At 51.3% G+C, this 24848-nt stretch carries 20 protein-coding genes and 1 tRNA gene; 12 read left to right on the forward strand and 9 right to left on the reverse strand.

Going from position 1 to position 24848, the window contains the following annotated elements; genetic code table 11:
* Positions 1 to 84: 84 nt before the first annotated feature.
* The 3 genes from K0I31_RS09965 (at position 85) to K0I31_RS09975 (ending at position 1243) form a co-directional block, all read left to right on the forward strand.
* A tRNA-Ser gene (locus K0I31_RS09965) sits at positions 85 to 172 on the forward strand.
* Between the two features lie 321 nt (positions 173 to 493).
* Positions 494 to 685: a ribbon-helix-helix domain-containing protein gene (locus tag K0I31_RS09970; RefSeq protein WP_144199243.1), complete on the forward strand. Its 192-nt coding sequence runs from the start codon at positions 494 to 496 to the stop codon at positions 683 to 685.
* Between the two features lie 213 nt (positions 686 to 898).
* A complete protein-coding gene (locus tag K0I31_RS09975) occupies positions 899 to 1243 on the forward strand; it encodes a zinc ribbon domain-containing protein YjdM (protein ID WP_011865729.1) in 345 nt (114 codons plus the stop codon).
* A gap of 172 nt (positions 1244 to 1415) precedes the next feature.
* Here the strand turns inward: K0I31_RS09975 and cls are convergent, their stop codons facing one another.
* Positions 1416 to 2930 (reverse strand): cardiolipin synthase, encoded by a 1515-nt coding sequence (gene cls / locus K0I31_RS09980; protein ID WP_220080697.1) that lies wholly within the window; start codon positions 2928 to 2930, stop codon positions 1416 to 1418.
* A gap of 164 nt (positions 2931 to 3094) precedes the next feature.
* Here cls and K0I31_RS09985 point away from each other — a divergent pair, with 164 nt between their 5' ends.
* The gene (locus tag K0I31_RS09985) at positions 3095 to 3973 is read left to right on the forward strand and encodes an endonuclease/exonuclease/phosphatase family protein (RefSeq protein ID WP_220080698.1); all 879 of its coding nucleotides are present in this window, start codon (positions 3095 to 3097) and stop codon (positions 3971 to 3973) included.
* 29 nt (positions 3974 to 4002) lie between these two features.
* On the opposite strand, the gene K0I31_RS09990 is transcribed toward K0I31_RS09985, so the two are convergent.
* Positions 4003 to 4545, reverse strand: coding sequence for a substrate-binding periplasmic protein (locus K0I31_RS09990; RefSeq protein WP_220080699.1), 543 nt, complete (start codon positions 4543 to 4545; stop codon positions 4003 to 4005).
* 750 nt (positions 4546 to 5295) lie between these two features.
* On the opposite strand from K0I31_RS09990, the gene K0I31_RS09995 reads away from it, so the two are divergent.
* The 5 genes from K0I31_RS09995 (at position 5296) to K0I31_RS10015 (ending at position 9777) form a co-directional block, all read left to right on the forward strand.
* Positions 5296 to 7074: a DUF885 domain-containing protein gene (locus K0I31_RS09995; protein ID WP_220080700.1), complete on the forward strand. Its 1779-nt coding sequence runs from the start codon at positions 5296 to 5298 to the stop codon at positions 7072 to 7074.
* A gap of 164 nt (positions 7075 to 7238) precedes the next feature.
* Positions 7239 to 7919: a response regulator transcription factor gene (locus K0I31_RS10000; protein ID WP_220080701.1), complete on the forward strand. Its 681-nt coding sequence runs from the start codon at positions 7239 to 7241 to the stop codon at positions 7917 to 7919.
* 125 nt (positions 7920 to 8044) lie between these two features.
* Positions 8045 to 9172 (forward strand): M14 family metallopeptidase, encoded by a 1128-nt coding sequence (locus tag K0I31_RS10005; RefSeq protein WP_011865735.1) that lies wholly within the window; start codon positions 8045 to 8047, stop codon positions 9170 to 9172.
* A gap of 9 nt (positions 9173 to 9181) precedes the next feature.
* Positions 9182 to 9499 (forward strand): hypothetical protein, encoded by a 318-nt coding sequence (locus K0I31_RS10010; protein WP_011865736.1) that lies wholly within the window; start codon positions 9182 to 9184, stop codon positions 9497 to 9499.
* Positions 9496 to 9777, forward strand: coding sequence for a YeaC family protein (locus tag K0I31_RS10015; RefSeq protein ID WP_011865737.1), 282 nt, complete (start codon positions 9496 to 9498; stop codon positions 9775 to 9777). Before K0I31_RS10010 ends, K0I31_RS10015 begins: the two co-directional genes overlap by 4 nt.
* A gap of 222 nt (positions 9778 to 9999) precedes the next feature.
* On the opposite strand, the gene ansA is transcribed toward K0I31_RS10015, so the two are convergent.
* Positions 10000 to 11013, reverse strand: a complete 1014-nt coding sequence (ansA, locus tag K0I31_RS10020) for an asparaginase (protein WP_011865738.1) — start codon at positions 11011 to 11013, stop codon at positions 10000 to 10002.
* A 121-nt stretch (positions 11014 to 11134) separates the two neighbouring features.
* The gene (gene sppA, locus K0I31_RS10025; protein WP_220080702.1) at positions 11135 to 12976 is read right to left on the reverse strand and encodes a signal peptide peptidase SppA; all 1842 of its coding nucleotides are present in this window, start codon (positions 12974 to 12976) and stop codon (positions 11135 to 11137) included.
* A gap of 165 nt (positions 12977 to 13141) precedes the next feature.
* Here sppA and K0I31_RS10030 point away from each other — a divergent pair, with 165 nt between their 5' ends.
* Both K0I31_RS10030 and K0I31_RS10035 read left to right on the forward strand, forming a co-directional pair.
* On the forward strand, positions 13142 to 15157 hold the full coding sequence (locus K0I31_RS10030; RefSeq protein ID WP_220080703.1) for an NADPH-dependent 2,4-dienoyl-CoA reductase: 2016 nt from the start codon (positions 13142 to 13144) through the stop codon (positions 15155 to 15157).
* A 211-nt stretch (positions 15158 to 15368) separates the two neighbouring features.
* The gene (locus K0I31_RS10035) at positions 15369 to 15800 is read left to right on the forward strand and encodes a YciI family protein (protein ID WP_258406618.1); all 432 of its coding nucleotides are present in this window, start codon (positions 15369 to 15371) and stop codon (positions 15798 to 15800) included.
* Positions 15801 to 15996: 196 nt separating this feature from the next.
* On the opposite strand, the gene yfaE is transcribed toward K0I31_RS10035, so the two are convergent.
* From yfaE to ubiG, 5 genes are all read right to left on the reverse strand, one after another.
* Positions 15997 to 16377 carry a class I ribonucleotide reductase maintenance protein YfaE gene (gene yfaE, locus K0I31_RS10040; RefSeq protein WP_220080705.1) on the reverse strand — a complete coding sequence of 127 codons (381 nt, stop codon included), beginning with the start codon at positions 16375 to 16377 and terminating at the stop codon, positions 15997 to 15999.
* The gene (gene nrdB / locus K0I31_RS10045; protein WP_220080706.1) at positions 16346 to 17476 is read right to left on the reverse strand and encodes a class Ia ribonucleoside-diphosphate reductase subunit beta; all 1131 of its coding nucleotides are present in this window, start codon (positions 17474 to 17476) and stop codon (positions 16346 to 16348) included. Before nrdB ends, yfaE begins: the two co-directional genes overlap by 32 nt.
* 59 nt (positions 17477 to 17535) lie before the next feature.
* The gene (gene nrdA / locus K0I31_RS10050; protein ID WP_220045152.1) at positions 17536 to 19824 is read right to left on the reverse strand and encodes a class 1a ribonucleoside-diphosphate reductase subunit alpha; all 2289 of its coding nucleotides are present in this window, start codon (positions 19822 to 19824) and stop codon (positions 17536 to 17538) included.
* 502 nt (positions 19825 to 20326) lie between these two features.
* A complete protein-coding gene (locus K0I31_RS10055; protein WP_220080707.1) occupies positions 20327 to 21046 on the reverse strand; it encodes an HAD family hydrolase in 720 nt (239 codons plus the stop codon).
* The gene (gene ubiG / locus K0I31_RS10060) at positions 21039 to 21827 is read right to left on the reverse strand and encodes a bifunctional 2-polyprenyl-6-hydroxyphenol methylase/3-demethylubiquinol 3-O-methyltransferase UbiG (RefSeq protein ID WP_258406619.1); all 789 of its coding nucleotides are present in this window, start codon (positions 21825 to 21827) and stop codon (positions 21039 to 21041) included. The genes K0I31_RS10055 and ubiG overlap by 8 nt, the downstream gene beginning before the upstream one ends.
* Positions 21828 to 22080: 253 nt before the next feature.
* Here ubiG and gyrA point away from each other — a divergent pair, with 253 nt between their 5' ends.
* The gene (gene gyrA / locus K0I31_RS10065) at positions 22081 to 24720 is read left to right on the forward strand and encodes a DNA topoisomerase (ATP-hydrolyzing) subunit A (RefSeq protein WP_220080709.1); all 2640 of its coding nucleotides are present in this window, start codon (positions 22081 to 22083) and stop codon (positions 24718 to 24720) included.
* Positions 24721 to 24848 lie beyond the last annotated feature (128 nt).

The raw sequence follows: 24848 nt of genomic DNA on the forward strand, positions 1-24848 counted from the left end.
ACCCTGTTTAGCGATTTGCGTAAAGTACCGCTCCGTTGATGCAGTTCCTTGAAGGATATTTCAGGATAGCGCGCATCAAGATTCGGTGAGTTGTCCGAGTGGCTGAAGGAGCACGCCTGGAAAGTGTGTATACGGCAACGTATCGAGAGTTCGAATCTCTCACTCACCGCCACATTCAATAAGAAAGACGCCTAAGGGCGTCTTTTTTATGCCTGTCATTCGGCGCCAGTCCTATTTATGCTCGGCTTAGGGGGTAAGTCATCGCTCTCCAGAGCGCATTCCTGATAAAAAATGCTCATAGTCCGAACCGCAATAGCCAACGTGAAAATACGCGTGGCATCCGACGCAACCCATAGCCGACTAACTAACATGGTACACAAGGCTAACTTGTTAGCTTGGTTATTCTTTCTCAACGCTTTAGGGCAGGCTATAGGCAGGCGGCGTCTTAATGATTATAATCAAATGATAATGTTTTTAGTGCGAGGAGTTGGCAATGGAAAATAAGACGGCACGCTTTACCGTGTTACTCGACCCCAGTAAGAAACAGGCATTCGAACAGTTGTGCGCCTCTCAGGATTTGACGCCCTCACAGGTCGTCAGACAGCTGATCCGCGGCTACTTAGAGCAACATGGGGTGAGCTATGGTCAGGCTGAGCCGACCAAGAATCCTAAGGTTAAATCTTAAGGCTAAATCTAAAGGTCAAATCTTAAGGCTAAATCTAAAGGTCATAGTGTAGCCAAGTTCGGCGTCTAGAATCTTAGCTGGCCTGAGTATGATAATTTTATTATAATACTATTATCATTGTGAGCGGTTTTAGAAGAAAGCCACCAAGTCATTCTAAATGACAGGCCGGATACTTAGACCGATCCTTACCTTTTTAATGAAAGAGAAAGAGTTATGAGCGATACAATTCCACCATGCCCAAAATGTGAGTCACCTTATGCCTATGAAGATGGCTCATTGTTGATCTGTCCAGAATGTGCTCATGAATGGAACCCTAACGAAGTGGCTGTCGATCCCGATGCGATCATTCTGAAAGATGCGGTAGGCAACTTGTTAGAAGAGGGTGACAAGGTTACCCTGATTAAAGATCTTAAGGTGAAGGGCACTTCACTGACCCTGAAAGTGGGTACCAAGGCGGTGATCAACCGTTTCGTCGACGCCGACCACGATATCGACTGTAAGGTTGATGGTCACGGCCAGATGATGCTGAAATCTAAGTTCGTGAAGAAGCAGAGCTAAGATCTCTGATTAGGCATAGGCTAAGAACAAGTTTTAGTTTTAGGTTAAGCCCAAAGATTCAATAAAAAGACCTGCCAGCTGGCGGGTCTTTTTGTATCTAAGCTAAGTTTGAGCTTTGTAAACGTTAGCTATGAATGCCAATCAAGGTTTTCATGCAGTAGCCGTGAGCCAATTAAAGTAAAGGGCTGAAGAGATAGAAGAGGTGTTCAATCACCCTTTGGTATAGTGGTCTGCTCTGCCAACGCTTGTATTCGAGCTGCTCGGCATTGTCGATATAGCCCTGCTGCAGCACTCTTAACTCCTTAGCAAATGTCTTATCATCGACCGCTAGAGTCAGTTCGAAGTTAAGCCAAAGGCTGCGCATATCCATGTTAACCGTGCCTATGAGGCAATGTTCATCATCGATCAATACAGATTTGGTATGCAGCAGGCCGCCCCTGAATCTGTGGATCTTCACCCCAGCCTTGAGCAGCTCGGCAAAGAAGGAGCGACTGGCCCATTTGACCATAGTCGAGTCGTTCTTCTGGGGAATGATGATGTTAACATCGACGCCCCTCGCCGCCGCAGTCACCAAAGCGTCCAGCAGGTTCTCGCTGGGCACAAAGTAAGGCGTGGTGATCACTATCTTATGGCAAGCCTGGTAGAGGCTCTGTAGCAAGACCTGGTGGATCACCTCTTCGGGCATACCCGGCCCTGAGGGGATCACCTGTACTAGGGAATCCGCCTCACGGCTCACTTCACCTGATGGCTCACATGATAGCTCATATGATATCTCGTGTGATGATGCATAAGGTTTTTCGGGTTTGCTCGGCGGCTCGGGCAAATAACGCTCGCTGGTTTCCACCTCCCAATCCCAGGCGGCGACAGTGTTGACTAGCGGTACGGCCGGCCCCACCATGCGCACCATGACGTCGATCCACTGGCCGACGCCTTCTCCCTGCTTAAAGTACTTAGGATCCACTAAATTCATCGAGCCTGTGTAGGCGATTCGGTTATCGATAACCACTATCTTACGGTGCAGGCGCAGATCTAAGCGCCTGAAGAACATCCTCAAGGGGCTAACACTTAGGGCCTGAGATATCTCTACGCCGGCCTTGCGCAGCTGTGTCGGCCAGGGAGAGTTAAAGAAGGTGCGGCTCCCGGCAGCGTCCAGTAGGAGTTTTACGGTGACACCACGTTTTGAAGCTTTTATCACGGCCCTGGCGACATCATCGGCCAGCCCGCCAGGATGCCAGATGTAGAACTCCATCACTATGCTCTCCTTGGCCGCGTCGATATCCTGGATGATGGAATTGAGTATGCTCGATGGCGTATGCTGCAAGCAGAGCTGGTTGCCGCTGAGCGAGGGTATGCCGAGCTGAGTATCGCACAGCTGACTGATGGCTCTGGCGTGGTTACTCTGGCGCTCTGGTGTGTGCAGCGGATGCTGATACAGGGCCGCAAACCACTGGCCGTAAGGTTTAAACATCGCCTTGGAGCGACTCGCTCGGGTCTGCCCCAGGTGCAGCTCCCCAAACAGGATGTAGGCGATGATACCGACGAGGGGGAGAAAATAGATCACCAGTATCCAGGAGAAGGAGACCCCTATGGTGCGGCGTTTAATCACCAAGCGCAGCGCAATGGCGCCAAGAAACAACCAATAGATGAATACGCCGGCAATGGCGAGGATTTGATGTACATTTTCCATAATGTCTGCTTGAGCCTGAATTGCACTCGCTCGAGTATGATTCGATAATGGCGTTGAATCTAAATATAGCCTGATCGCTATCATATAGGCTAAGCTGCTGGTGCTAAAGCACTATTTTTATCAGCTAGATTTAACGACAGTCACTTCGACAGTAGAGTAACTCTGTGAGCCAAAACCGATCCAATTCGCCGCGTTTACTGCGCTGGGGGATAAAATCATTACTATTATTACTCCTAAGTGCGGCTGCTTATGTGGCCGTGGTGACCTATCTTAACGGCGAGCCCGAGGTGATGATGAGTGAGGTTGAACCGGTTTTTGTCTCCCAATGTGTTGCCGCGCACACTAGTCAGGCGCTAGATAATGATGGTCAACTCAGGGTCGGTGTGTGGAACATCTATAAGCAGCAAAAGCGTGGCTGGCAGCAGGATCTCAGTAAGATCGCCGAACGTAGCGAGCTCATGTTGTTGCAGGAAGCTAAGTTAAACGCAGGCTTTAATCAGTATCTTAACGGCTCTAGCCTGCATCTGGTGATGGCTAAGGCGTTTTCGCTGCTGAAATCTTCCGTAGGGGTAATGAACCTCGCCACAGAGCAGGCGCGCGATGCCTGCGCCTATCATGCCGTCGAGCCCTGGATCCGTTTTGCTAAATCGACCCTCATCTCGCGTTACCCCCTGTCCAATGGACAGACTCTCCTGGTGGTCAATCTCCACGGCATCAACTTCGACTGGCAGCTTAAGAGCTATCGCGCCCAGTGGCAGCAGATAGTACAGAAGATTAATCTGCATCAGGGGCCAGTGATCTTAGGCGGAGATTTTAATACTTGGCGGGGTCAGCGTATGGCCTATATCGAGCAGCTCGCCCACCAGCTCAGGCTGAAGGAGGCGGTATACGAGGAGGACAAGCGTCAGCGGGTGTTCGGCTTGCCGCTGGATCATCTCTATTATCGGGGCCTGAGTCTAGTTGCGGCCGAGTCTTTTACCAGCCAGGCATCGGATCACAATCCCATCTGGGCCGAGTTCAGGTTAAAGCCAGTGGCACATTAGCCCCTCGATACCTCACCACCAATTGAAGCTCATTGATAGTCGAAACGACATTCCTCCGTATGACGGTTGAACCTGGCGAGGAAGCCCGGATGCTTGGCCAAGAAGGTTTTACCAAAGTAGACCCCAAGATCGATACGCATGTTTGGGCGTTTGACGAAGGCGTCCATTGAGAGGTGCGACTGACGTACCTGCTCCTCAAACAGAAGTGCATTCTCCATCACACCGTCAATGCGCCTGGCGTCCAGTAACTTGACCAACTCGTTGATGGTGGGAAAGATCTTCACCTTTTTGAACTTATTCTTGGCTAACCAGTGGGCGCTATTGGAATGGATCCGCGCGCCAAACAGGGTATTGGATTTCAGGCTAGCCACACTGGTCGGGATCCGGTACTCGTTGTGGTAATAGAAGTTCCACTCCTGTTGAATGAAGGTATTACTCTGCACGGCAAATTGATCGCGCCATTCGTTGCGCGAGGCGGAGAAGAAGCCATCATATTTTCCCTGTTTGACGCTGTTTTGTGCCCGGCCCCAGGGAAGGAAGATCACTCTATAGGGTTGATCGATTCTTGTCATGACACAATCGAGCGCGGTTAGTCCAAAACCGCCTTGATGGGCGACGCCCTGTGCGTCTATCTCCTGGCTATGGTAGGGCGCCCATTCCTGCGTTGCTATTGTTACTAGTTTAGGAGTTACTCGCTTAGGCTTTTCTTTATTTGATGAATCATTTTGATTCTCTATTGCCTCTACATTAGTGGTCGTGAAGAGTGGAGCTCCTAAAACTAATAGGCTTGCGTAAAATATTTTCACGGCTATGTAATGCAAAGAAAGTTGCCTAGAAGGGTCACTTTTCCTGCTTTTTAATTGGGCGCTATTCTTAGCGTTTGTGCGCGCGCTAAATTGGGCTTTCGACTGGGTGTTATTCAGCATGACTACCTCTTGAGGCTCTAAATTCAGTGTAGTGCCCGTCAACTCTCTGTCAAAAGCCGCTTGCCTTATACCTTGTGTGGTTGAGCTAAGCGCTTAACTCCGGTGCAAGGTTAGTTTTTCATGCTTGGCCGATAGAGGGTTAAGCCTAGCAAACACCTTTGTAACAAAGCTTGTCTAAGATGGTGTGATAGCTGCAATTTTCATGGCAACGTGATTTACTATGGGCCAACTGGGCTAAGCTCATGTATCAGCTCATCTATCGGTTCAAGTATCGCTGCCGCTAAAAACGTCGAGTAATGCCATTAAAGGCATGTTATAGGCTGCAAGCTAAGAAGTCGTTATTAGAAAACCGTTAAGAGAAAGTCGTTAATAATAAGAATGAAGGGAAGAAGAATCATGAAGAAAAGCGTCATCGCTGCCGCCATCATCCTGGGGCTAGGTAGTCTTACCGCCTGTCAGACACACACTAGCGAAACTGCAAGTACTCAGATGGCGAGCGTTGCCGAGGTACAGGCACTGAGTTTTGCCGAGTTTTCCAATCAATTTATCGATGCCTTGTGGCAGCAGTCGCCGACCTGGGCGCTCTATAGTGGTTATCACAAATATGACGGTGTGCTTAAGGTGCCCAATGCCCAAAGCCGTATCGAGAGCTTAGCCTTCGTCGACGCCCAGCTTAATCTGTTAAATGGCTTTGATGTGAATAAGCTGACGCCGAGTGAGCTTATCGACTACAAGCTTATCGAGAACCTGTTGAAGCAAGACCGCTGGGAGATAGACACCTTCAAGTCTTGGCAATGGAATCCCGCGAACTACAACGTAGCCGGTGGATTCGCTCAGCTGGTTAACGAAGACTTTGCACCGCTGGACGAGCGTCTGCGTTCATTCCTGGCTCGCATGGAGAATGTTCCTGCCTACTACGCCGCGGCAAAAGAGAATATCGACAAGCCGACCCTAGAGCATACTCAGTTAGCCATAATGCAAAACCGCGGCGCCTTCAGCGTCTTCTCAGACGACTTATTGAAGCAGGTAGCTGCCTCGGGTCTCAGCGATGATGAGAAAACCCTGTTCACTGCCCGTTTCAAGCTCGCGGTCGATGCCATCAATCAACATATCGATTGGTTGACTGGCCTGGAAGCCAAGCTGACTAAAGAGGGCGCCCGTAGCTTTAGAATTGGTGAAGAGCTCTATGAGCAGAAGTTTGCCTTCGATATTCAATCGGGCATGTCGGCCAAGCAGCTCTATGAGAAGGCCTTAGCGGATAAGGCAAGAGTCCAGGGCGAGATGGCTAAGATCACCACGCAGCTGTGGAGCAAGTATTTCAATACAGAGATGCCCAGCGACACTAAGGTGGCGACTCGACAGTTGATCGACAAGCTGTCGGCCCGCCATGTGAAACGCGAAGACTTTGTTGCCGAGGTGCGTGCCCAGATCCCTGAGTTGGTCAAGTTCGTCAACGAGAAGCAGTTGGTGACGTTAGATCCTAACAAGCCCTTGGTGGTGCGTGAAACCCCAGAATATATGCGTGGTTTCGCCGGCGCTTCGATTAGCGCACCTGGCCCCTATGAGAAGACGGGTAATACCTACTACAACGTCACACCGCTGGATGGCATGAGCGACGCTTCTGCAGAGAGTTACCTAAGAGAATACAACCATTGGATCTTGCAGGTACTTAACATTCACGAGGCGATCCCGGGTCACTACACCCAACTGGTTTACTCTAACGAGTCGCCAAGCTTGGTGAAGAGCCTATTTGGTAACGGTGCCATGGTTGAAGGTTGGGCGGTTTACGCCGAGCGTATGATGCTGGAAGAGGGCTATGGTAACTTCGAGCCAGAGATGTGGCTCATGTATTACAAGTGGAACCTAAGGGTCATTGCCAACACCATTCTGGACTACAGCATTCAGGTTAAGGGGATGACAGAGGAGGAGGCGATTGCGTTGATGACTCAGGAAGCCTTCCAGCAACAGGCTGAGGCCGAAGGCAAATGGCGCCGCGCGACTCTGAGCCAGGTGCAACTCACCAGTTACTACGCGGGTTATCGCGAGATCTATGATTTCCGTGAGGAACTTAAGGCTAAGCAGGGAGAAGACTTTAACCTTAAAGGCTTCCACGAACAGTTCTTAAGCTATGGTAGCGCGCCGGTGAAATACATTCGCCAGTTGATGCTCAAATAGAGACAACTTGTCTTTAAGGGCCCCAAAAGGGGCCTTTTTTATGTCGCGAGTATCAATGGGGTGGGATGCTGGTCAAAGTTTTATCCTTTAGAGGTATAAAGGACTGGATTGGCCCGATGAGTTAATGTAACCTTAATGATAACAATTATCATTAAGGTTCTTAAATGGAAAGAGTGTTACTCGTTGATGATGATCCCTTTGCGCGCGAAGTCCTCTATCTTGGCCTAGTCGCCAGCGGGTATCAGGTGCATTGTGCCAGTAATGGCCAGGAAGCACTGCTTATTCTAGGCAAAATGGCGATCGATCTCATTATCTTGGATATCGAGATGCCCCTTGTGGATGGTTTTGCGTTTCTTGAGGCGCGCAGCGACAACCTGCCGGTGATTCTGATTTCGGCCACCGATGAAGAGGAGCGGCGGGTAAAAGGGTTTCGTCTTGGCGCCGACGATTTTCTCTCTAAACCTGTGAGTGTACGTGAGCTGGTGGTGCGTATCGATGCCCTGCGTCGCCGCGTGGCCATTACCAAGGCGCAGCTGACCGAGGTTCTGCCGCTGCCAATCAAGGCGATCTATTTTAACCAAAATGATTTCAGCATAGAGGTGGCTGAGCGTCGCGTCGCCCTGACCCAGACCGAGTTTAAGCTGCTCAAGTACCTGTTCGATCGCAAAGGAGAGGTGATCACCAAACAGGAGCTGCAGAAAAGTGTGCTGAAGAAAGATCTGGGGCAGTTCGATCGTAATCTGGATATGCACATCAGTAATACCCGGCGTAAGCTTGCCAAGATCTGCCTGCCGAAAACCATCATCAATACCGTTCGTGGCCAGGGATACAGCTTTCTGTGTTAGTCAAAATGACAGCAAAAAAACTGGCTTTTATTTGGCGCTAGCGGTGCGAAAACGGGGCGAATTAGTTTATCCTTAGGGGATCAGCAGACCCAAGATGTCTGCCTTAACTCAATGAAGGAATGGATATGCTAATCAGTGCCAATTTTGACGGCGGTAATATTGAGGTCATCAACCAAGATGATATCAATAATGTGCAACTGGCCATTAGACCCGATGAAGGGGGCGAGTTTTTCCAGTGGTTCAACTTTCGTCTGCAAGGTGAAGTAGGCCAGCGCTATACCCTGAATATCATCAACGCGGGCCAAGCCTCTTACACCAAGGGCTGGGAAGACTATCAGGCTGCGGCCACCTACGATAGACAGCAATGGTTCCGCCTGCCGACCCAGTATCAAGATGGCAAACTTACCATAGAGGTCGAGCTGGATTGCGAGATGATCCAGATCGCCTACTTCGCGCCCTATAGCTACGAGCGTCATCAAGATCTGCTTAGCGCCGTTCAGGTGCATCCACTCGTCTCACTCGAGCATCTGGGTAAGACCTTAGACGATCGCGACATGACCCTGGTAAAGGTGGGTGATGAAGATGAAGAGAAAGCTAAGATCTGGATCACCGCGCGTCAACATCCTGGCGAAACCATGGCCGAGTGGCTGGTGGAAGGCCTGCTAAATAATCTTCTCGATGGCGATTGTCCGACGGCCAAGGCCCTGCTGGATAAGGCCAACTTTTATATCGTACCTAACATGAACCCGGATGGCGGCGTACGTGGCCACCTGAGAACCAATGCTAAAGGCGTTAACCTAAACCGCGAATGGCAGAGTCCGTCGCTGGAGAAGAGCCCAGAGGTGTATCATGTGGTCAATCGCATGAAAGAGACTGGCGTCGATCTCTACTACGATGTGCATGGCGATGAAGGCCTGCCATATGTGTTCCTCGCAGGCTGTGAAGGCGTGCCGGGTTACAATCAAAAGATGGCGGATCTGCAGGGCGATTTCGTTAAGGCATTGCTGATGGCCAGCGCCGATTTCCAAGATGAGTTTGGCTATGATAAGGATGAGCCAGGCCAGGCTAACTTGACGGTTGCGTCAAACTGGGTGGCGCAGACCTTCGGCTGTCTCTCTAACACCCTGGAGATGCCATTTAAAGATAACGCCAATATGCCAGATCCTATGTCTGGTTGGTCGCCTGAGCGTTGTATCTACCTGGGTGAGGCGTCACTGCTGGCCATGCTGGCTGTGGTCGATAAGCTAAGATAGGAGTCCGAAATGGCCTTAGTAGAATGCCCAAGTTGTCAAAAGCGCATATCGAGTTTGGCTAAGAGCTGCCCTCACTGTTCCTCGGGCTTGTCTGGGGATAACGAGTCGCTTAATCGGATCAGCCATATCAAGCGTACCAATCAGCTGATGAACCAGAGCTTTCTGGCGATGACGCTGTTTATTGCCGGAGTGGTGATCTGGTTTTGGGGCGGCGAGCCGGCGGAAGGGCTCAGAGCCAATATCGCCGGCATCTGTTTCGTCTTTGGCTTCGTCGGCTATCTGATAGCCAGAGTCCGCATAGTGTTACATAAACGGAAGAGTATATGAGTGATATCAATAAGGTGATTGACGATATGCCTCAAGAGGTATACGAGCGATTACTCAGCGCCGCCGAACTCGGCAAGTGGGAAGATGGCACTGTGCTGTCTGATGAGCAGAAAGACTCTACGCTGCAGCTGGTAATGCTGTACCAGGCTCGCAGGTTGAACCAGACAGATCATTTCACCATCAATAATCAAGGTGAATTGAACGAACTGTCAAAGGCCGAGCTGAAACGTCAGTTCAAGGGCGAGAGTATCGCCGCCTTTAAAGAGCAAGACCTTTAAGAGTGAAAAGCCCCTGATGACAGGGGCTTTTTTATTTCGCATTGTTAGTCTTAAACCAATTATACCAATCACGGTAGGTAAGTGATCAGAAATTGCGCAGAAAAAACGGTCGAGAACAAGGCCGTATTTTTAGATAAGTAGTTATTCTACAATCAAAAATAGTAACGCCGTTATCGGATGTTTTAACCAGCTAGCATGATCAGTTATTTACTACGATTGGTATTAGTCTTCGGTGAGCTCGCCGCAGAGATCTTGCTGCATCTGCACGCGAATATCACTTGGCGAAAGCTCGGTAGATAGCAGGTAGTGCAGTTTGGTCAGCGCCGCTTCCGTGGTCATGTCAAAGCCGCTGATCACCCCGGCTTTGGCCAGTGCGTTGCCCGTAGCATAGCCGCCCATGTTGACCTTACCCTGCAGACACTGGGTCAGATTCACAAGTATGATGCCGCGCTCGTTGGCTTTGCGAAGACACTCGAGTAACTCTGGGTTTTGTGGCGCGTTGCCGACACCATAGGTAAGCAAAATTAGCGCCTTTACTGGCTGTTGTAGGATGTTGTCGATGATCTCTGTGGTGATCCCTGGGTAGAGGGTAACCACGCCTATGGGCTGTGGGCTTATCTTGTTGACCGTCAGGGTATTGGCCTTGCTCTCGCTGATGCGGCCCGCCTTGAGGCGGATCTTAATGCCTGCCTCTAACAAAATAGGGAAGTTAGGCGAGGCGAAGGCATCGAAGCCATCTGCATGGGCCTTAGTGGTGCGATTGCCACGAAACAGCTTGTTGTTAAAGAAGAGGCATACCTCGGCCACCGGATAGTTGGCGGCGATATAGAGGGCGTTAAGCAGATTGGTTTGGCCGTCTGAGCGCAGCTGGGCCAGCGGGATCTGCGAGCCGGTAACGATAACGGGTTTGGTCAGTCCCTGCAGCATGAAGGAGAGGGCCGAGGCGGTAAAGGCCATGGTGTCTGTGCCATGGAGGATCACGAAGCCATCATACTTGTCGTAGTTCGCCTTGATATCGTCGGCGATCATCTGCCAATCCGTCGGCGCCATGTTTGAAGAGTCGATCAGTGGACAATATTCACTGATGACAAAGTCTGGCATCTCCTGGTGAAAAAACTCGGGCATGGCTTTGACGCAGTCGGTGAGAAATCCCGGTACCGGCGCGAAACCATTATCTGTCTTTTGCATGCCTATGGTGCCGCCTGTGTAGGCGACATAGATGGAGGGTTTTTTCATTATAGTGATAGCTTTATTGATGCAGGATTGGCGGGATTATACTTAGGATGGCGCCAATAAAAAAGCCCGCATCGGCGGGCTTTTCTGTGATAGCGTCTTTGCTGCGAGTACAGCAGAGCGATTAGTAGTTACAGCTGTCGCAGTAGAGGTAGAGGCCATTTGGATCGTCAAAGGCGTTAAACTCTTCGACTACGCTGCTCACCTCGCCAAGCAGTTGTTCGACCAAGCTGCTCTGAGACAGACTCTGTGGCATATAGCTGACGGCCTGGGCAAACATCTGCTGGATGAACTGCTCCTGTGGCGACAGCTCCTGCTCAATAAGTTTGGTATCGAACTTCTCTAGCTTAGCCAGCTCGGCCGCCTTAGTCACCGCCTGCTCAAGATCGCCAAGTTCATCGACCAGGCCAAGCTCCAGAGCGCGTTTGCCAGACCAGACACGACCCTGGGCAATCTTATCCACCTCTTCGGGTTTCATGCCGCGCTCCTCTGAGACCAGCGAGATGAAGTCCTGATAACCACGCTCGATATGGCGCTGTATGATCTCCTTGAGCTCATCGCTGATCCCCTGGGTGCTTGAGAATGCGGTCCAGCCTGAGGTGGAGACGCCATCAGTGTGGATCCCAAGTTCTGCCAGGGAGTCTTCGAAGGTGGTCATCATGCCGAAGATACCGATAGAGCCGGTCAGCGTCGTTGGTGTGGCGTAGATATAGTCGGCGCTTGCCGAGATCCAGTAGCCACCCGAGGCGGCGTAGGTGCCCATACTGACAACTACTGGCTTGTTGGCCGCCTTGAGGGCCAACACTTCCTGGCGGATCTGCTCGGAGGCAAACGCGCTGCCGCCTGGGCTGTCCACTCTGAGGACCACAGCTTTCACCTTGTCATCGAATCTCGCCTTGCGCAGCAGGGCAGAGGTGCTCTCGCCGCCGATCTGGCCCGCTGCCTGGTGACCATTGAGTATGTTGCCCTTGGCGACTATGATGCCGACGGCGTCGTGCATCAACACTGGTGGGAACTGCTGGATCACGCTCTGATAGTCATAGAAGCTTATCTGCTTAAAGCTGTGACCTTCTTTTGCTTCTCCTACGCGTTCGACCATGTCCAGACGGAACTGCTCGGCAGAGGCGAGCTTATCGACCCAGCCAAGGTTGATGGCCATCTCGGATGAGCGACCATTGGCCTTGTTCAGCTCGGCAAGATAACGCTCGGCGCTCAGCATCAGGTCATCTTGTTTGATGCCGCGGTTTTCGCTGACCGTGGCTTCGAAGCTGTCCCAGATATCTTGTAGCAGTTCGCGGTTGGCCGATTTCGCCGCCTCAGACATGTCGTCGCGCATAAATGGCTCGACCGCAGACTTGAAGGTGCCCACCCTGAAGACGTGCGCCTTGATCTTGAGCTTATCCAGCGCCGACTTGAAATATTGGCGGTAGCGGCTCAGGCCTTCTATCTCTACCGAACCTTGAGGGTTGAGGTAGATGGTGTCGGCAAAACTGGCTAGGAAGTACTGGTTTTGTCCATACCAGTTACCCATGGCGATAATCGGCTTGCCTGAGGCCTTAAAGCGGGTCAATGCATCGCCTATGCTCTGCAGCTTGCTGATCCCTGTCCATCTTAGGTGACCTATGTCGAGCACTATGGCGGAGATGCGTTTGTCGCTGGCCGCATTGTCGATAGCATTTAGCAGATCGGCGAGTAGGATCTCGCCATCGCTTTGGCCCCCTTTACCACTCTTCATGGCGGCCTCTATGGGGTCCACCTGACGTTTCTGCTCCACCACGCTGCCTGAAAGATCCAGCACTAATGCCGAACCTTCTTCGACCGTTGGGCTCTCCTCACCGGCGAGGATCACGAACAATAGGGCTATAAAACCGAAGAAGAATAGATTTAAGATCACCTTGCGTGTGGTGTTGACCACCTTCCACAAGGTGGAAAAGATCCGTTTAAATATTGAGGGCTTAGCGGACATTATCCACTCCTTTATGACTCTGATCCCTCTATGCTAACTGAAAATGGCCATAGGGGCGAAACACAATTGTAAATGAATCTTAAGGCTTGGCACGCATTGAGTATTGAGCTAAATCCAAACAGCGGGTATGCTGATTTAAATCACTTGTTTAAAAAGGATGTTTAAATGTCGTTTCCGCATTTATTAGAACCCTTAGATCTCGGCTTCACACAATTGAAGAATCGTGTGCTCATGGGCTCCATGCACACCGGGCTCGAAGAAGAAAAGGGCGGTTTTGAGAAACTGGCAAAATTCTACCAAGAACGTGCTGCCGGTGGTGTTGGCCTGATTGTGACAGGCGGGATCTCGCCTAACCTCAGAGGGCGTTTGGCGCCCAATGCCTGTCAGCTAAGCTTCCCCTGGCAGGTTGCCAAGCATAAGATCGTCACCAGTGCAGTGCATGAGGCGGGCGGTAAGATCTGTATGCAGATCCTGCACGCCGGACGTTACGGCTATCATCCTTTTTCACAGGCGCCTAGCAAGATTAAGTCGCCTATTACCCCCTTTACCCCCTCGGCCATGTCGGCCCGTCAGGTAAGAAGCACCATCAAAGATTACGCCACCACGGCGGCGCTGGCCAAGAAGGCGGGCTACGATGGCGTGGAGGTAATGGGATCTGAAGGTTACCTTATTAATCAGTTTATCTGCGCTAGAACCAATAAGCGCAGCGACGAGTGGGGCGGTGAGTTCAGCCAAAGGGCTAAGTTCCCGGTGGAGATTGTCAAGGCGATCCGTGAAAGGGTCGGCAGCGATTTCATAATAGTGTTTCGCCTCTCTATGCTTGATCTGGTGGATAACGGCTCCTCCTGGGAGGAGGTGGTGCAGCTGGCCAAGTGGCTGGAGAGCGCCGGCGTGACCATCATCAACACAGGCATAGGCTGGCATGAGGCCAGAGTACCTACCATTGCGACTAGCGTGCCCCGCGGCGCGTTTGCCTGGGTAACTGAGCGCCTCAAGCAAGAGGTTAGCGTCCCCCTTATCGCCACTAACCGTATCAATACCCCAGAAATCGGCGAGCAGATCATTGCATCGGGTCAGGCGGATATGGTCTCTATGGCGCGTCCTTTCCTGGCCGATGCCGAGTTCGTCAACAAGGCGGCCGCGGGTGAGAGTCAGCTGATTAACACCTGTATCGGGTGTAATCAGGCCTGTCTGGATCATACCTTCGCGCTGAAACGCGCTACCTGTTTGGTCAACCCCAGAGCCTGTTACGAGACAGAGCTGAATTTTGTGCCGGCGACAAACAAGAAACGCATCGCCGTCATGGGCGCAGGCCCAGCGGGCATGGCATTTTCCATCTATGCCGCCAGCCGTGGCCATCAGGTGGTGCTGTTTGAAGCTAAGGGTGAGGTCGGTGGCCAGTTTAACCTGGCCCGTAAGATCCCGGGTAAAGAGGAGTTTGATGAGACCATCCGCTATTTCACCGAGCAGATGAAGCTCAACAAAGTCGAGCTAAGGCTCAACACCCGATTGGACGCCTCTGTGGTGAGAGACGAGCCTTTCGATGAGGTGGTTATCGCCGCCGGTGTTGTGCCAAGAGCGCTCGACCTCCCCGGTTTCGACAGCCCCAAGGTAGTGAATTACCAGCAGGTGCTGAATGGCGAGGTCGAAGTAGGCGAGCGGGTTGCCCTGATCGGCGCCGGTGGTATTGGCTTCGATATGGCGCACTATCTCGGAGAGCAGGAGTCGATCACACTCAAGCCCGATATCTGGCTCAAGCAGTGGGGCATAGACAAGGCCTATGGTGAGCGAGGCGGTTTAACCACGCCGCAACCGGAACACACAAGCCGAAAAATTTATCTATTGCAGCGTAAAACCAGCAAGATGGGTAAGGGACTCGGTAAAACCACAGGTTGGATCCACCGCGCTGTGGCTAAGCACCATGATGTCGAGATGCTAAACGGTGTCAGCTACCAGAAGTTCGATGAGCAAGGCCTACATATCAAAGTCGGTGAGGCTGCTCAGGTTCTAGAGGTAGACAATGTGGTGTTATGTGCCGGACAAGAGTCTAATCGCAGCTTGGTCGATGAGATGAACAACACAGGTCTGCCTGTGCATCTTATTGGCGGTGTAGATGTAGCCGCCGAGCTCGATGCCAAACGAGCGATCCGCCAAGGCGCAGAGCTGGCCGCACGCATCTAAAAAATTAAAAAGTCGGCTACCGCTAGCTTGTGGTTATTAAACTAGTTTGCGGTTATAAAAAGTTAAAAGCTAATCCTTTGGGTTAGCTTTTTTTATGGCTTTGGCATAACTTAAGCTAATGCTTACTAAGGTGGATTAGATAATGATCGAAACTAGAACAAAAGCGAATACAAGAACGAGTACCAACAACCATCGCTTGCTCGTTACTTTGATGGGCGTAGTAGCGGCACTGGTGGTGAGTTTGCCGCTTAGCGCGGAAAGCTATGATGCCGAGCTTGCGGCAAGAGTCGGCGCCGATGACTATGGTATGAAGCGTTACGTGATGGCTATGCTCAAGAGTGGCCCTAATCGCAGCCAATCTGAAGAAGAGGCAGAGCGGCTGCAGCGCGCACACCTGGATAATATCGGCCGACTGGCCGAGGAGGGTAAACTGGTACTGGCAGGGCCCTTCTTGGAAGAAGGGGCGTTAAGAGGCATCTATATCTTTAACGTCACCAGTGTCGAGGAGGCCAAGGCATTAACCGAGTCTGATCCCGCCATTAAGGCCGGGCGCCTGATGATGGAGCTGCATCCCTGGTATGGCAGCGCCGCCCTGATGGAGGTGAACCGACTACACCATAAGCTAGCGAAGAAGGCTATTTAGCTGAATATTATGGGGATCTGTCCTGTGTATCAGTTAGCTTATCTGTTTAATGCTTCTGTTTGAGACAAGTTTCTGGTGAATCTGCAAAGGAATACCTGAATATCGTCGCAGGTGTTTTTTGGGATTTTACTTGGAACTTGAAAGCTTTTACCTAGCGCCTGTCTGAGGCTAGATTTGAATTAGTTTCAGCGGCTAGCTATTCGGCGGTGCAGGCAACGGGCTCTGGTGCATGTGTCGTGACCACCTCTGCACCTTGGGCAGAAAGTGCCAGGTCGAGATCGCCGTCGGGATGACAGCAGCAGGGCAGACACTCATCGGCTTCCAGTTCGACCAGCGGCTCTGTGTGATAGACGACGCTACCGCGATTAATCTTGGTCTTGCAGGCACCACAAAAGCCGTTACGACACTCAGAGAAGATACGAACCTTCTTCTGCTCGAGTGCCGCTAACAGGCTCTGGTGGTTACTGGTATAGAGGAGTACAGGCTGTCCATGAAGGCTCACGATGGGAGCCTTCTTAAAGACCGCCTGACTAAAGACCGTCTTGTTAGAGATCAAAGTCGGCAAACTCACTCTCATCGACAGACGCGTCAATTTGACCAACCAGGTAAGAAGATACCTCTACTTCCTGCGGTGCAACCTGTACCGAGTCACTCTCGAGCCAGTTCTTCATCCACGGCAGCGGGTTACTCTGGTCGGCATAAGGGCTTACCAGGTTAACCGACTTCATACGCTCGTTGGTGATGTACTCGACATACTGGCAGAGGATCTGCTCGTTCAGGCCGATCATAGAGCCGTCTTTGAACAGGTACTTGGCCCACTCTTTCTCTTGCTCTGCCGCCTTAACGAAGATGTCGATCGCCGTCTGTTGGCACTCTTTGGCGATCTCGGCCATCTCTGGGTCGTCCTTGCCGCCTTGCATCAGCTTAAGGATATGCTGAGTGCTGTTCAGGTGCAGGGCTTCATCACGGGCGATGAGGCGGATGATCTTAGCATTACCTTCCATCAACTTGCGCTCGGCGAACGCAAATGAGCAGGCGAAACTGACGTAGAAACGGATCGCTTCGAGCACGTTAACCGACATCATACACAGGTACAGGGCTTTCTTGATCGCGCGGGTGGTGACCTCTACAGTCTTGCCGTTGATCTCGTGGGTGCCTTCACCCATGAGGTGATAGATTTGGCTCAGCTCGATCAGGTTATCGTAGTAATCGGCGATATCGCTGGCGCGCTTGAGGATCTCTTCGTTCTGTACGATATCGTCAAATACGACCGAAGGATCGTTAACGATATTACGAATGATGTGGGTGTAAGAGCGCGAGTGAATCGTCTCAGAGAAAGACCAGGTCTCGATCCAGGTCTCAAGTTCAGGCAGCGAGACCAGCGGCAGGAAGGCGACGTTTGGCGAGCGGCCTTGAATTGAGTCCAGCAGGGTCTGGTACTTGAGGTTAGAGATGAAGATATGCTTCTCGTGATCCGGCAGCGCAGCGTAATCGATCTTGTCTTTGCTGACGTCAACTTCTTCTGGACGCCAGAAGAAAGAGAGTTGCTTCTCGATCAGTTTCTCGAACACTTCATATTTTTGAATATCGTAACGGGCAACGTTAACCGATTGACCGAGGAACATAGGTTCCAGCAGGGCATTGTTAGGTGTTTGACAAAATGTTGAATAGGCCATTTTTCTATCTTCCGATAAAGGGGGCAAAGCCCCCTGATAAAAGGTTAAAACACGTAGAGTTAGATCTTACATGCGCCGCCTGCGCAGCTATCGTCTTCTTTCTCAATGGAGGTGATATCGTCATATTTGTCTGACGCACCGTCACGCGTGTTGTGATAGTAAAGTGTCTTCACACCGTATTTATATGCGGTCAACAGGTCCTTCAGCAGCACCTGCATAGGTACCTTGGCACCTGGGAAGCGGCTTGGGTCATAGTTGGTGTTGGCTGAGATAGATTGGTCAACAAACTTCTGCATCAAACCGACCAGCTGCAGGTAACCTTCGTTGCCTGGCATCTGCCATAGCAGCTCATAGCTGTACTGGTACTTCTCAAAATCAGGGACCACCTGCTTGAGCTGACCATCCTTACTCGCCTTAACGCTGATCAGGCCACGTGGCGGCTCGATACCGTTAGTCGCGTTAGAGATCTGCGATGAGGTCTCAGATGGCATCAGGGCTGACAGGGTCGAGTTACGCAGGCCGTGAGTCTTGATCTCTTCACGCAGGGTTTCCCAATCCATGTGTAATGGCTCGTCACAGATCTTATCGAGGTCACGCTTGTAGGTATCGATAGGCAGGATACCTTTGGCATAGTTGGTCTCGTGGAAGGCAGGGCAGGCGCCTTGCTCTTTCGCTAGATTCATCGAGGCCTTCAGCAGATAGTACTGGATCGCTTCGAAGGTCTTGTGAGTGATGCCGTTGGCGCTGCCGTCTGAGTAGCGCACGCCTTCTTTAGCCAGGTAGTTAGCAAAGTTGATCACGCCTATACCCAGGGTACGACGGTTCATCGAGCCCTTGTGCGCCGAGACGATTGGGTAGTCCTGATAGTCGAGTAGGCTATCGAGCGCGCGCACGGCCAAATCGGCCAGGCTTTCCAGCTCATCAAGTTTCTTGATGGCACCCAGGTTCAACGCAGATAGGGTACACAGGGCGATCTCACCATCGGGATCGTCGATGTTGTTCAGCGGTTTGGTCGGCAATGCGATCTCAAGACACAGGTTCGACTGACGTACAGGGGCAACCTTAGCGTCGAACGGGCTGTGGGTATTACAGTGATCGACGTTTTGAATATAGATACGACCGGTAGAGGCACGCTCCTGCATCATCAGGGAGAAGAGTTCTACCGCCTTGATCTGCTTCTTACGAATGCTCTCATCTTGCTCATACTTCACATACAGACGCTCGAACTCTGCCTGATCTTCGAAGAAAGCATCGTACAGGCCTGGTACGTCTGATGGACTGAATAGAGTGATCATGCCACCCTGGATAAGACGTTGGTACATCAGCTTGTTCAGCTGCACGCCGTAGTCCAGGTGACGGATACGGTTATCTTCGACGCCGCGGTTGTTCTTAAGTACCAGCAGAGACTCTACTTCCAGGTGCCACATAGGATAAAAGAGGGTTGCCGCACCGCCGCGCACGCCACCTTGAGAGCAAGATTTCACCGCCGTCTGGAAATACTTATAGAAAGGCAGACAGCCTGTGTGGAACGCTTCGCCGCCGCGAATTGGACTACCCAGCGCGCGAATACGACCTGCGTTGACCCCTATGCCCGCTCGTTGCGACACATACTTCACAATAGAAGAGGCGGTCGCATTGATTGAGTCTAAGCTGTCGCCACACTCGATCAGTACGCAAGAGCTGAACTGACGTGTCGGTGTACGCACACCTGACATGATAGGTGTAGGTAGCGAGATCTTAAAGGTCGAGGTCGCGTCATAGAAATCTTTAACGTACTGAAGACGCGTCTCTCTCGGGTAGTTGGCGAACAGACAAGCCGCTACCAGAATATAGAGGAACTGCGCACTCTCGTAGACTTCGTGAGTCACACGGTTTTGAACCAGGTACTTACCTTCCAACTGCTTAACCGCAGCATAAGAGAAGTTCATGTCGCGCCAGTGGTCGATATAGCTGTCGAGTGTATCTAACTCCTCGCGGCTATAGTCGTTCAGAATATGCGTGTCATATTTACCCAGCTCAACCAACTTCACCACATGGTCGTAAAGCGAAGGCGGCTCAAACTGGCCGAAGGCTTTCTTACGCAGGTGGAAAATGGCCAGACGCGCAGAAAGGAACTGATAGTCTGGTGACTCTGGCGAGATAAGGTCGGCAGCGGCCTTAATAATGGTTTCGTGGATCGCTTCAGTTGGGATTCCATCATAGAACTGAAGGTGTGAACGTAATTCGACTTCCGATACTGAGACGTTATTCAGTCCTTTGGCCGCCCAAGTGATCACTCGGTGGATCTTATCGAGATCGATGGTTTCACGTTCGCCACTGCGCTTCGTGACTTGCATATTGCTGTTCATTGAAGATAAGCCTTGAATTAAATATCGCTGGGAGGGAAAACTCCGCCCTACGTTTCCATGTAAAAACAATCGAAGATGTTAAAAAAAGTACCTGAGCACTACTGCAGTTCTAGTGGCTTCGACCGCCGCCCATACACAAGATATGGTGTTTTTTCTTTTATAGGATACAAGATAGTGAGGTTGGTGGGATATTGCAAGCGGGTTTTTAGGGGACAAGTTGTGGATATCTTGGGGGTAAACCAAAGGGTTAGTAACGGCTTACCTTTAACCCTTGTTTTCAATTACGATAGCACCGGCGGGTCAAGTTTTAGGCGACTGATTCGCCCTATCATGAAAGCTAAAATATTGGCCAGATCCTGAGGATCTTTTTACGCCGAAAAAGGATCGCGATCTCAGCTTCGACGACTTTTTACTGACACGTCACACGCTCTAGCACCAGAGCGCGTGATGCATCTCATTTAATTGTGACTTAACCGTGACTTATGCACGACTTAACCGCCACTTAGTCCTGTCTTAGGAGTTCAAGCACGGCGACTGGTGTGTTGAAGCCAAAGTCGTGGGGCCAGAGGTGCGCCTCATCATTGTTTCCAATATAACCCCAATGGGCGATGCCCCCCAGCATGTCGCTATTGCGAGCAGCTTCTAGGTCTCGTTTGGCATCACCTAGGTAGAGAATTCCCTGGCAGCTGACGCCAATTTGCGACGCCGCCAGACGCATAGGCGCCGGATGGGGTTTACTCTGAGTGGTGGAATCACCGCTGATGATGGCTGGCATCTTGTCGGCTAAATCAAGCCTGTGCAGCAAAGGCCTCGCGAAACGCGCCGCCTTATTGGTGACGACACCGAAGGGAATGCGTTGCTCGCTAAGGTGCTCGAGCAGGGAACTCATGCCATCGAAAAGCTTGGCCTCTTGGCCGTTAACATTATGGTAGTGCTCAAGCAGCGCCTGCTGGACGGCCGCTTTTTCCTCATCATTAAGATGAGGCTGGGCGGCGTTAACTAATGCCAGGCTGCCATGGGAGGCGGCAAAGCGAATATCTTCCAGTCGTTGGCTCGGCAGTCCAAAATCATTTAGCGCCAGGTTAAGCGCCAGCACAAGATCCGGCGCCGTATCGACCAGGGTGCCATCGAGATCAAACAGCACTCCTTTTATTGGCCTAGTGGCAGTTCGCGTACCTTCAATCGTTTCAGCGTTAGCACCTGGCACGATTTGATCAGTCATCCTGCTTAACCGTGGCGATCATATAGTTAACTTCTAGCGACTTGGTGTAGCGGAAGATCTCCGTCAGCGGATTGTAGGTGATGCCGGTTGCATCGACGCACTCGAGATCTACCGCATCCGCCATGCCAATAAGTTCGGCAGGCTTGATGTACTTCTTATGATCGTGGGTGCCTACCGGTAGCATCTTAAGCAGGTACTCGGCGCCAATCACTGTCTCTACATAGGCTCTGATGTTGCGGTTAATGGTCGAGAAGAACACATAGCCGCCAGGCTTAACCATGTCGCTACAGGCCTTGATAACAGAGGCAGGGTCGGGCACATGTTCGAGCATCTCCATGCAGGTGACCACATCATACTGGCCCTGATGACTATCTCTGTGATGCTCCGCCGTGTCCTGGATATAGTTGATCTCGACACCCATCTCTAAGGCGTGCAGCTTAGCGACATCGAGGGGCTCGGCGCCCATGTCCAGACCATCTACCTTGGCGCCAAGACGTGCCATGCTCTCAGAGAGAATACCGCCGCCGCAGCCGACATCCAGCACGCGCTTACCAAACAGACCACCGACGGCTTGATCGATATAGTTAAGTCTCAGGGGATTGAGCTTATGGATGGGTTTAAATTCTCCTTCGGGATCCCACCAAGTGGCTGCCATCTTCTCAAACTTAGCGATTTCTTGTGGATCGACATTGGCATTACTAGTCTCAGAAAAATTTGTCTCAGAAAGGTTAGACACGGAGAGTCCTCTGAAGGGAATAAATGATGTAGCTATTATACCCATCGCCTTAGATAAACAAAGGAGAACCCGGCGAAAATGTCTGCTTTGTCATCAGATTGCTGTTAAAGCGCTCATCTTGGTCAAAACGAGGCGGGGTTTTGGGTCGTAAACAGATATTTGGCGTGAAATTTCAATAGGGTCTAGCGCCTTTAAATATCTGTGTTAGAATGCCAAATCACGTTTTCAGGCTTGGTAAAATATTGCCTGGTTTTTAAGCAGTATTTTGTCGGCTAAATTTCAAGGGATCGAGCAGTTTATGACTGATCTGGCTTCATCTATAACACCAATTAATATTGAAGACGAATTAAAGAATTCATATTTGGATTACGCCATGAGCGTGATCGTGGGCCGTGCGTTACCCGATGTACGTGACGGCCTAAAGCCGGTTCATCGCCGCGTATTATTCGCGATGAACGAGTTGAAGAACGATTGGAACAAACCTTATAAAAAGTCGGCGCGTGTCGTCGGTGACGTTATCGGTAAATATCACCCACACGGTGACTCTGCGGTTTACGACACCATCGTTCGTATGGCGCAGCCATTCTCTATGCGCTACACCTTGGTCGATGGTCAGGGTAACTTTGGTTCGGTCGATGGCGACGCTGCGGCGGCCATGCGTTATACCGAAATTCGTATGGACAAGCTGGCGCATCAACTGCTGGCTGACCTAGAGAAAGAAACCGTCGACTATGTACCTAACTATGATGGTACAGAGCAGATCCCAGCGGTATTGCCGACCCGCATTCCTGCTTTGCTGGTGAATGGTTCATCGGGCATCGCCGTCGGTATGGCGACCAACATTCCTCCTCACAACCTGTCAGAAGTGATCTCCGGCTGTTTGGCTCTGATCGATGAGCCAAGTCTCTCCATCGAGCAGCTGATGGAACATATTCCTGGGCCAGATTTCCCAACGGCAGCGATCGTCAACGGCCGTAAGGGTATCGAAGATGCCTATAAGACGGGTCGTGGAAAGGCGGTCATGCGTGCCCGCGCAACCGTTGAGACCGAAGATAACGGCCGTGAGCGTATTATCGTAACCGAAATCCCTTATCAGGTGAACAAGGCACGTCTGATCGAAAAGATCGCCGAGCTGGTAAAAGATAAGAAGATCGAAGGCATCAGCGGCCTGCGCGACGAGTCTGACAAAGACGGTATGCGTATCGTTATCGAAGTGAAACGCGGCGAAGTAGGCGAGGTGATCCTCAACAACCTGTATGCCCAGACTCAGCTGCAGACCTCTTTTGGTATCAACATGGTGGCCCTGACCAATGGTCAGCCTAAATTGTTCAACCTTAAAGAGATGCTCGAGTGCTTCATCCTTCACCGTCGTGAAGTGGTGACTCGTCGTACCGTATTCGAACTGCGTAAGGCTCGCGAACGTGCTCATATCCTTGAAGCACTAGCGATTGCTCTGGCCAACATCGACCCTATCATTGCGCTTATCAAGGCGTCACCAACCCCTGCCGAAGCCAAGACTAAGCTGGTTGCTCAAGGCTGGGCCCTTGGTAATGTACAAGGCATGCTGGAGAAGGCCGGTGATGATGCAGCGCGTCCAGAGTGGTTGTCGGCGGAGTTCGGTATTCGTGATGGTCTCTACTACCTGACCGAGCAACAGGCGCAGGCGATTTTGGACCTGCGTCTGCACAAGCTGACCGGTCTGGAACATGAGAAGATCCTAAGCGAATATGAAGAGCTCCTAGAGCTGATCGCAGCCCTGCTATATATCCTCCGCAGCCCTGAGCGTCTGATGGAAGTGATTAAAGAAGAGCTTCAGGAAGTGCTAGAAGTGTTTGGCGATGAGCGTCGCACCGAGCTTAATGCCTCTGCGGTCGATATCAGCCTTGAAGATCTGATCAACGAAGAAGATGTAGTAGTGACCCTGTCGCATCTGGGTTACGCCAAGTATCAGCCTTTGAGCGATTACCAGGCCCAGCGCCGTGGTGGTAAGGGTAAGGCTGCGACTAAGGTGAAGGATGAAGATTTCGTCGAGAAGCTGCTGGTTGCTAACACCCACGACACCATCTTGTGTTTCTCTGACTTCGGTAAGATGTACTGGCTCAAGGTGTACCAGCTACCGCTGGCTAGCCGTCAGGCCCGTGGTCGCCCAATCATCAACCTGCTGCCGCTGGCGGAAGGTGAGCGCATTACTGCTATCTTGCCGGTGCGTGATTACGACGCCGACAAGTATGTGATCATGGCAACTTCTCACGGCACCGTGAAGAAAACCTCGCTGGATCAATACTCTCGTCCGAGAGCCAACGGTATCATCGCCGTTAACCTCAAAGATGGCGATCAGCTGATTGGCGTCGATATCACTAACGGTGATAACGAGGTGATGCTCTTCTCTAACGAAGGTAAGGTCGTTCGCTTTAGCGAAGATCAGGTTCGTGGCATGGGCCGCACCGCAACAGGTGTTCGCGGTATCAAGCTCGAAGATGGCCAGAGCGTAGTCTCACTCATAGTACCTAAGAACGACGGTGCAATCCTGACCGTTACCGAGAACGGTTATGGTAAGCGCACCGAGCTGGATGAATACCCAGCTAAGAGCCGCGCAACCAAGGGTGTAGTATCGATCAAGGTGAGCGAGCGTAACGGCGCCGTCGTCGGGGCGGTACAAGTACTCGAAAACGACGAGATCATGTTGATCAGCGATAAGGGTACCCTAGTTCGTACACCAGCATCTGGCGTATCAACCATAGGTCGTAACACTCAAGGTGTGACCATTATCCGTACCGCTACCGACGAGACGGTCGTTGGGCTGCAGCGTATCGATGAGATCCAAGATGAACAGGAGTTTGACGAAGAGGGCAACCCTATCATCACGGATACTGTCGATGAGCAGCAAGTCGAAGGCGAAGCGCCCGAGGCTGAGCCAGACGTTGAGCCAAATGAATAACGTTTAACGAAATTAACGGGCGTCCTTATGGACGCTCGTTTTGTTTCGGCAAGTGAAACCCGATAATAAAATACGCCAATGGCATTTAATCTGACGCAACACAGTTGAAAGAAGAGCAAAGGAGAAAG

The sequence above is a fragment of the Shewanella spartinae genome (genome assembly GCF_019457555.1).
GTDB lineage: Bacteria > Pseudomonadota > Gammaproteobacteria > Enterobacterales > Shewanellaceae > Shewanella > Shewanella loihica.

What these genes read in the sequence shown, in the direction of transcription:
- K0I31_RS09975 (WP_011865729.1), top strand. Translation starts at nt 899, where the DNA reads ATGAGCGATACAATTCCACCATGCCCAAAATGTGAGTCACCTTATGCC.
- yfaE (WP_220080705.1), bottom strand. Translation starts at nt 16,377, where the DNA reads ATGAGAGTGAGTTTGCCGACTTTGATCTCTAACAAGACGGTCTTTAGT.
- K0I31_RS09970 (WP_144199243.1), top strand. Translation starts at nt 494, where the DNA reads ATGGAAAATAAGACGGCACGCTTTACCGTGTTACTCGACCCCAGTAAG.
- K0I31_RS10035 (WP_258406618.1), top strand. Translation starts at nt 15,369, where the DNA reads ATGGGCGTAGTAGCGGCACTGGTGGTGAGTTTGCCGCTTAGCGCGGAA.
- K0I31_RS10010 (WP_011865736.1), top strand. Translation starts at nt 9,182, where the DNA reads ATGGCCTTAGTAGAATGCCCAAGTTGTCAAAAGCGCATATCGAGTTTG.
- K0I31_RS09990 (WP_220080699.1), bottom strand. Translation starts at nt 4,545, where the DNA reads ATGACAAGAATCGATCAACCCTATAGAGTGATCTTCCTTCCCTGGGGC.
- K0I31_RS09995 (WP_220080700.1), top strand. Translation starts at nt 5,296, where the DNA reads ATGAAGAAAAGCGTCATCGCTGCCGCCATCATCCTGGGGCTAGGTAGT.
- K0I31_RS10055 (WP_220080707.1), bottom strand. Translation starts at nt 21,046, where the DNA reads ATGACTGATCAAATCGTGCCAGGTGCTAACGCTGAAACGATTGAAGGT.
- nrdB (WP_220080706.1), bottom strand. Translation starts at nt 17,476, where the DNA reads ATGGCCTATTCAACATTTTGTCAAACACCTAACAATGCCCTGCTGGAA.
- gyrA (WP_220080709.1), top strand. Translation starts at nt 22,081, where the DNA reads ATGACTGATCTGGCTTCATCTATAACACCAATTAATATTGAAGACGAA.
- K0I31_RS10005 (WP_011865735.1), top strand. Translation starts at nt 8,045, where the DNA reads ATGCTAATCAGTGCCAATTTTGACGGCGGTAATATTGAGGTCATCAAC.
- nrdA (WP_220045152.1), bottom strand. Translation starts at nt 19,824, where the DNA reads ATGAACAGCAATATGCAAGTCACGAAGCGCAGTGGCGAACGTGAAACC.
- K0I31_RS10000 (WP_220080701.1), top strand. Translation starts at nt 7,239, where the DNA reads ATGGAAAGAGTGTTACTCGTTGATGATGATCCCTTTGCGCGCGAAGTC.
- ubiG (WP_258406619.1), bottom strand. Translation starts at nt 21,827, where the DNA reads ATGGGTATAATAGCTACATCATTTATTCCCTTCAGAGGACTCTCCGTG.
- K0I31_RS10030 (WP_220080703.1), top strand. Translation starts at nt 13,142, where the DNA reads ATGTCGTTTCCGCATTTATTAGAACCCTTAGATCTCGGCTTCACACAA.
- sppA (WP_220080702.1), bottom strand. Translation starts at nt 12,976, where the DNA reads ATGTCCGCTAAGCCCTCAATATTTAAACGGATCTTTTCCACCTTGTGG.
- K0I31_RS10015 (WP_011865737.1), top strand. Translation starts at nt 9,496, where the DNA reads ATGAGTGATATCAATAAGGTGATTGACGATATGCCTCAAGAGGTATAC.
- cls (WP_220080697.1), bottom strand. Translation starts at nt 2,930, where the DNA reads ATGGAAAATGTACATCAAATCCTCGCCATTGCCGGCGTATTCATCTAT.
- ansA (WP_011865738.1), bottom strand. Translation starts at nt 11,013, where the DNA reads ATGAAAAAACCCTCCATCTATGTCGCCTACACAGGCGGCACCATAGGC.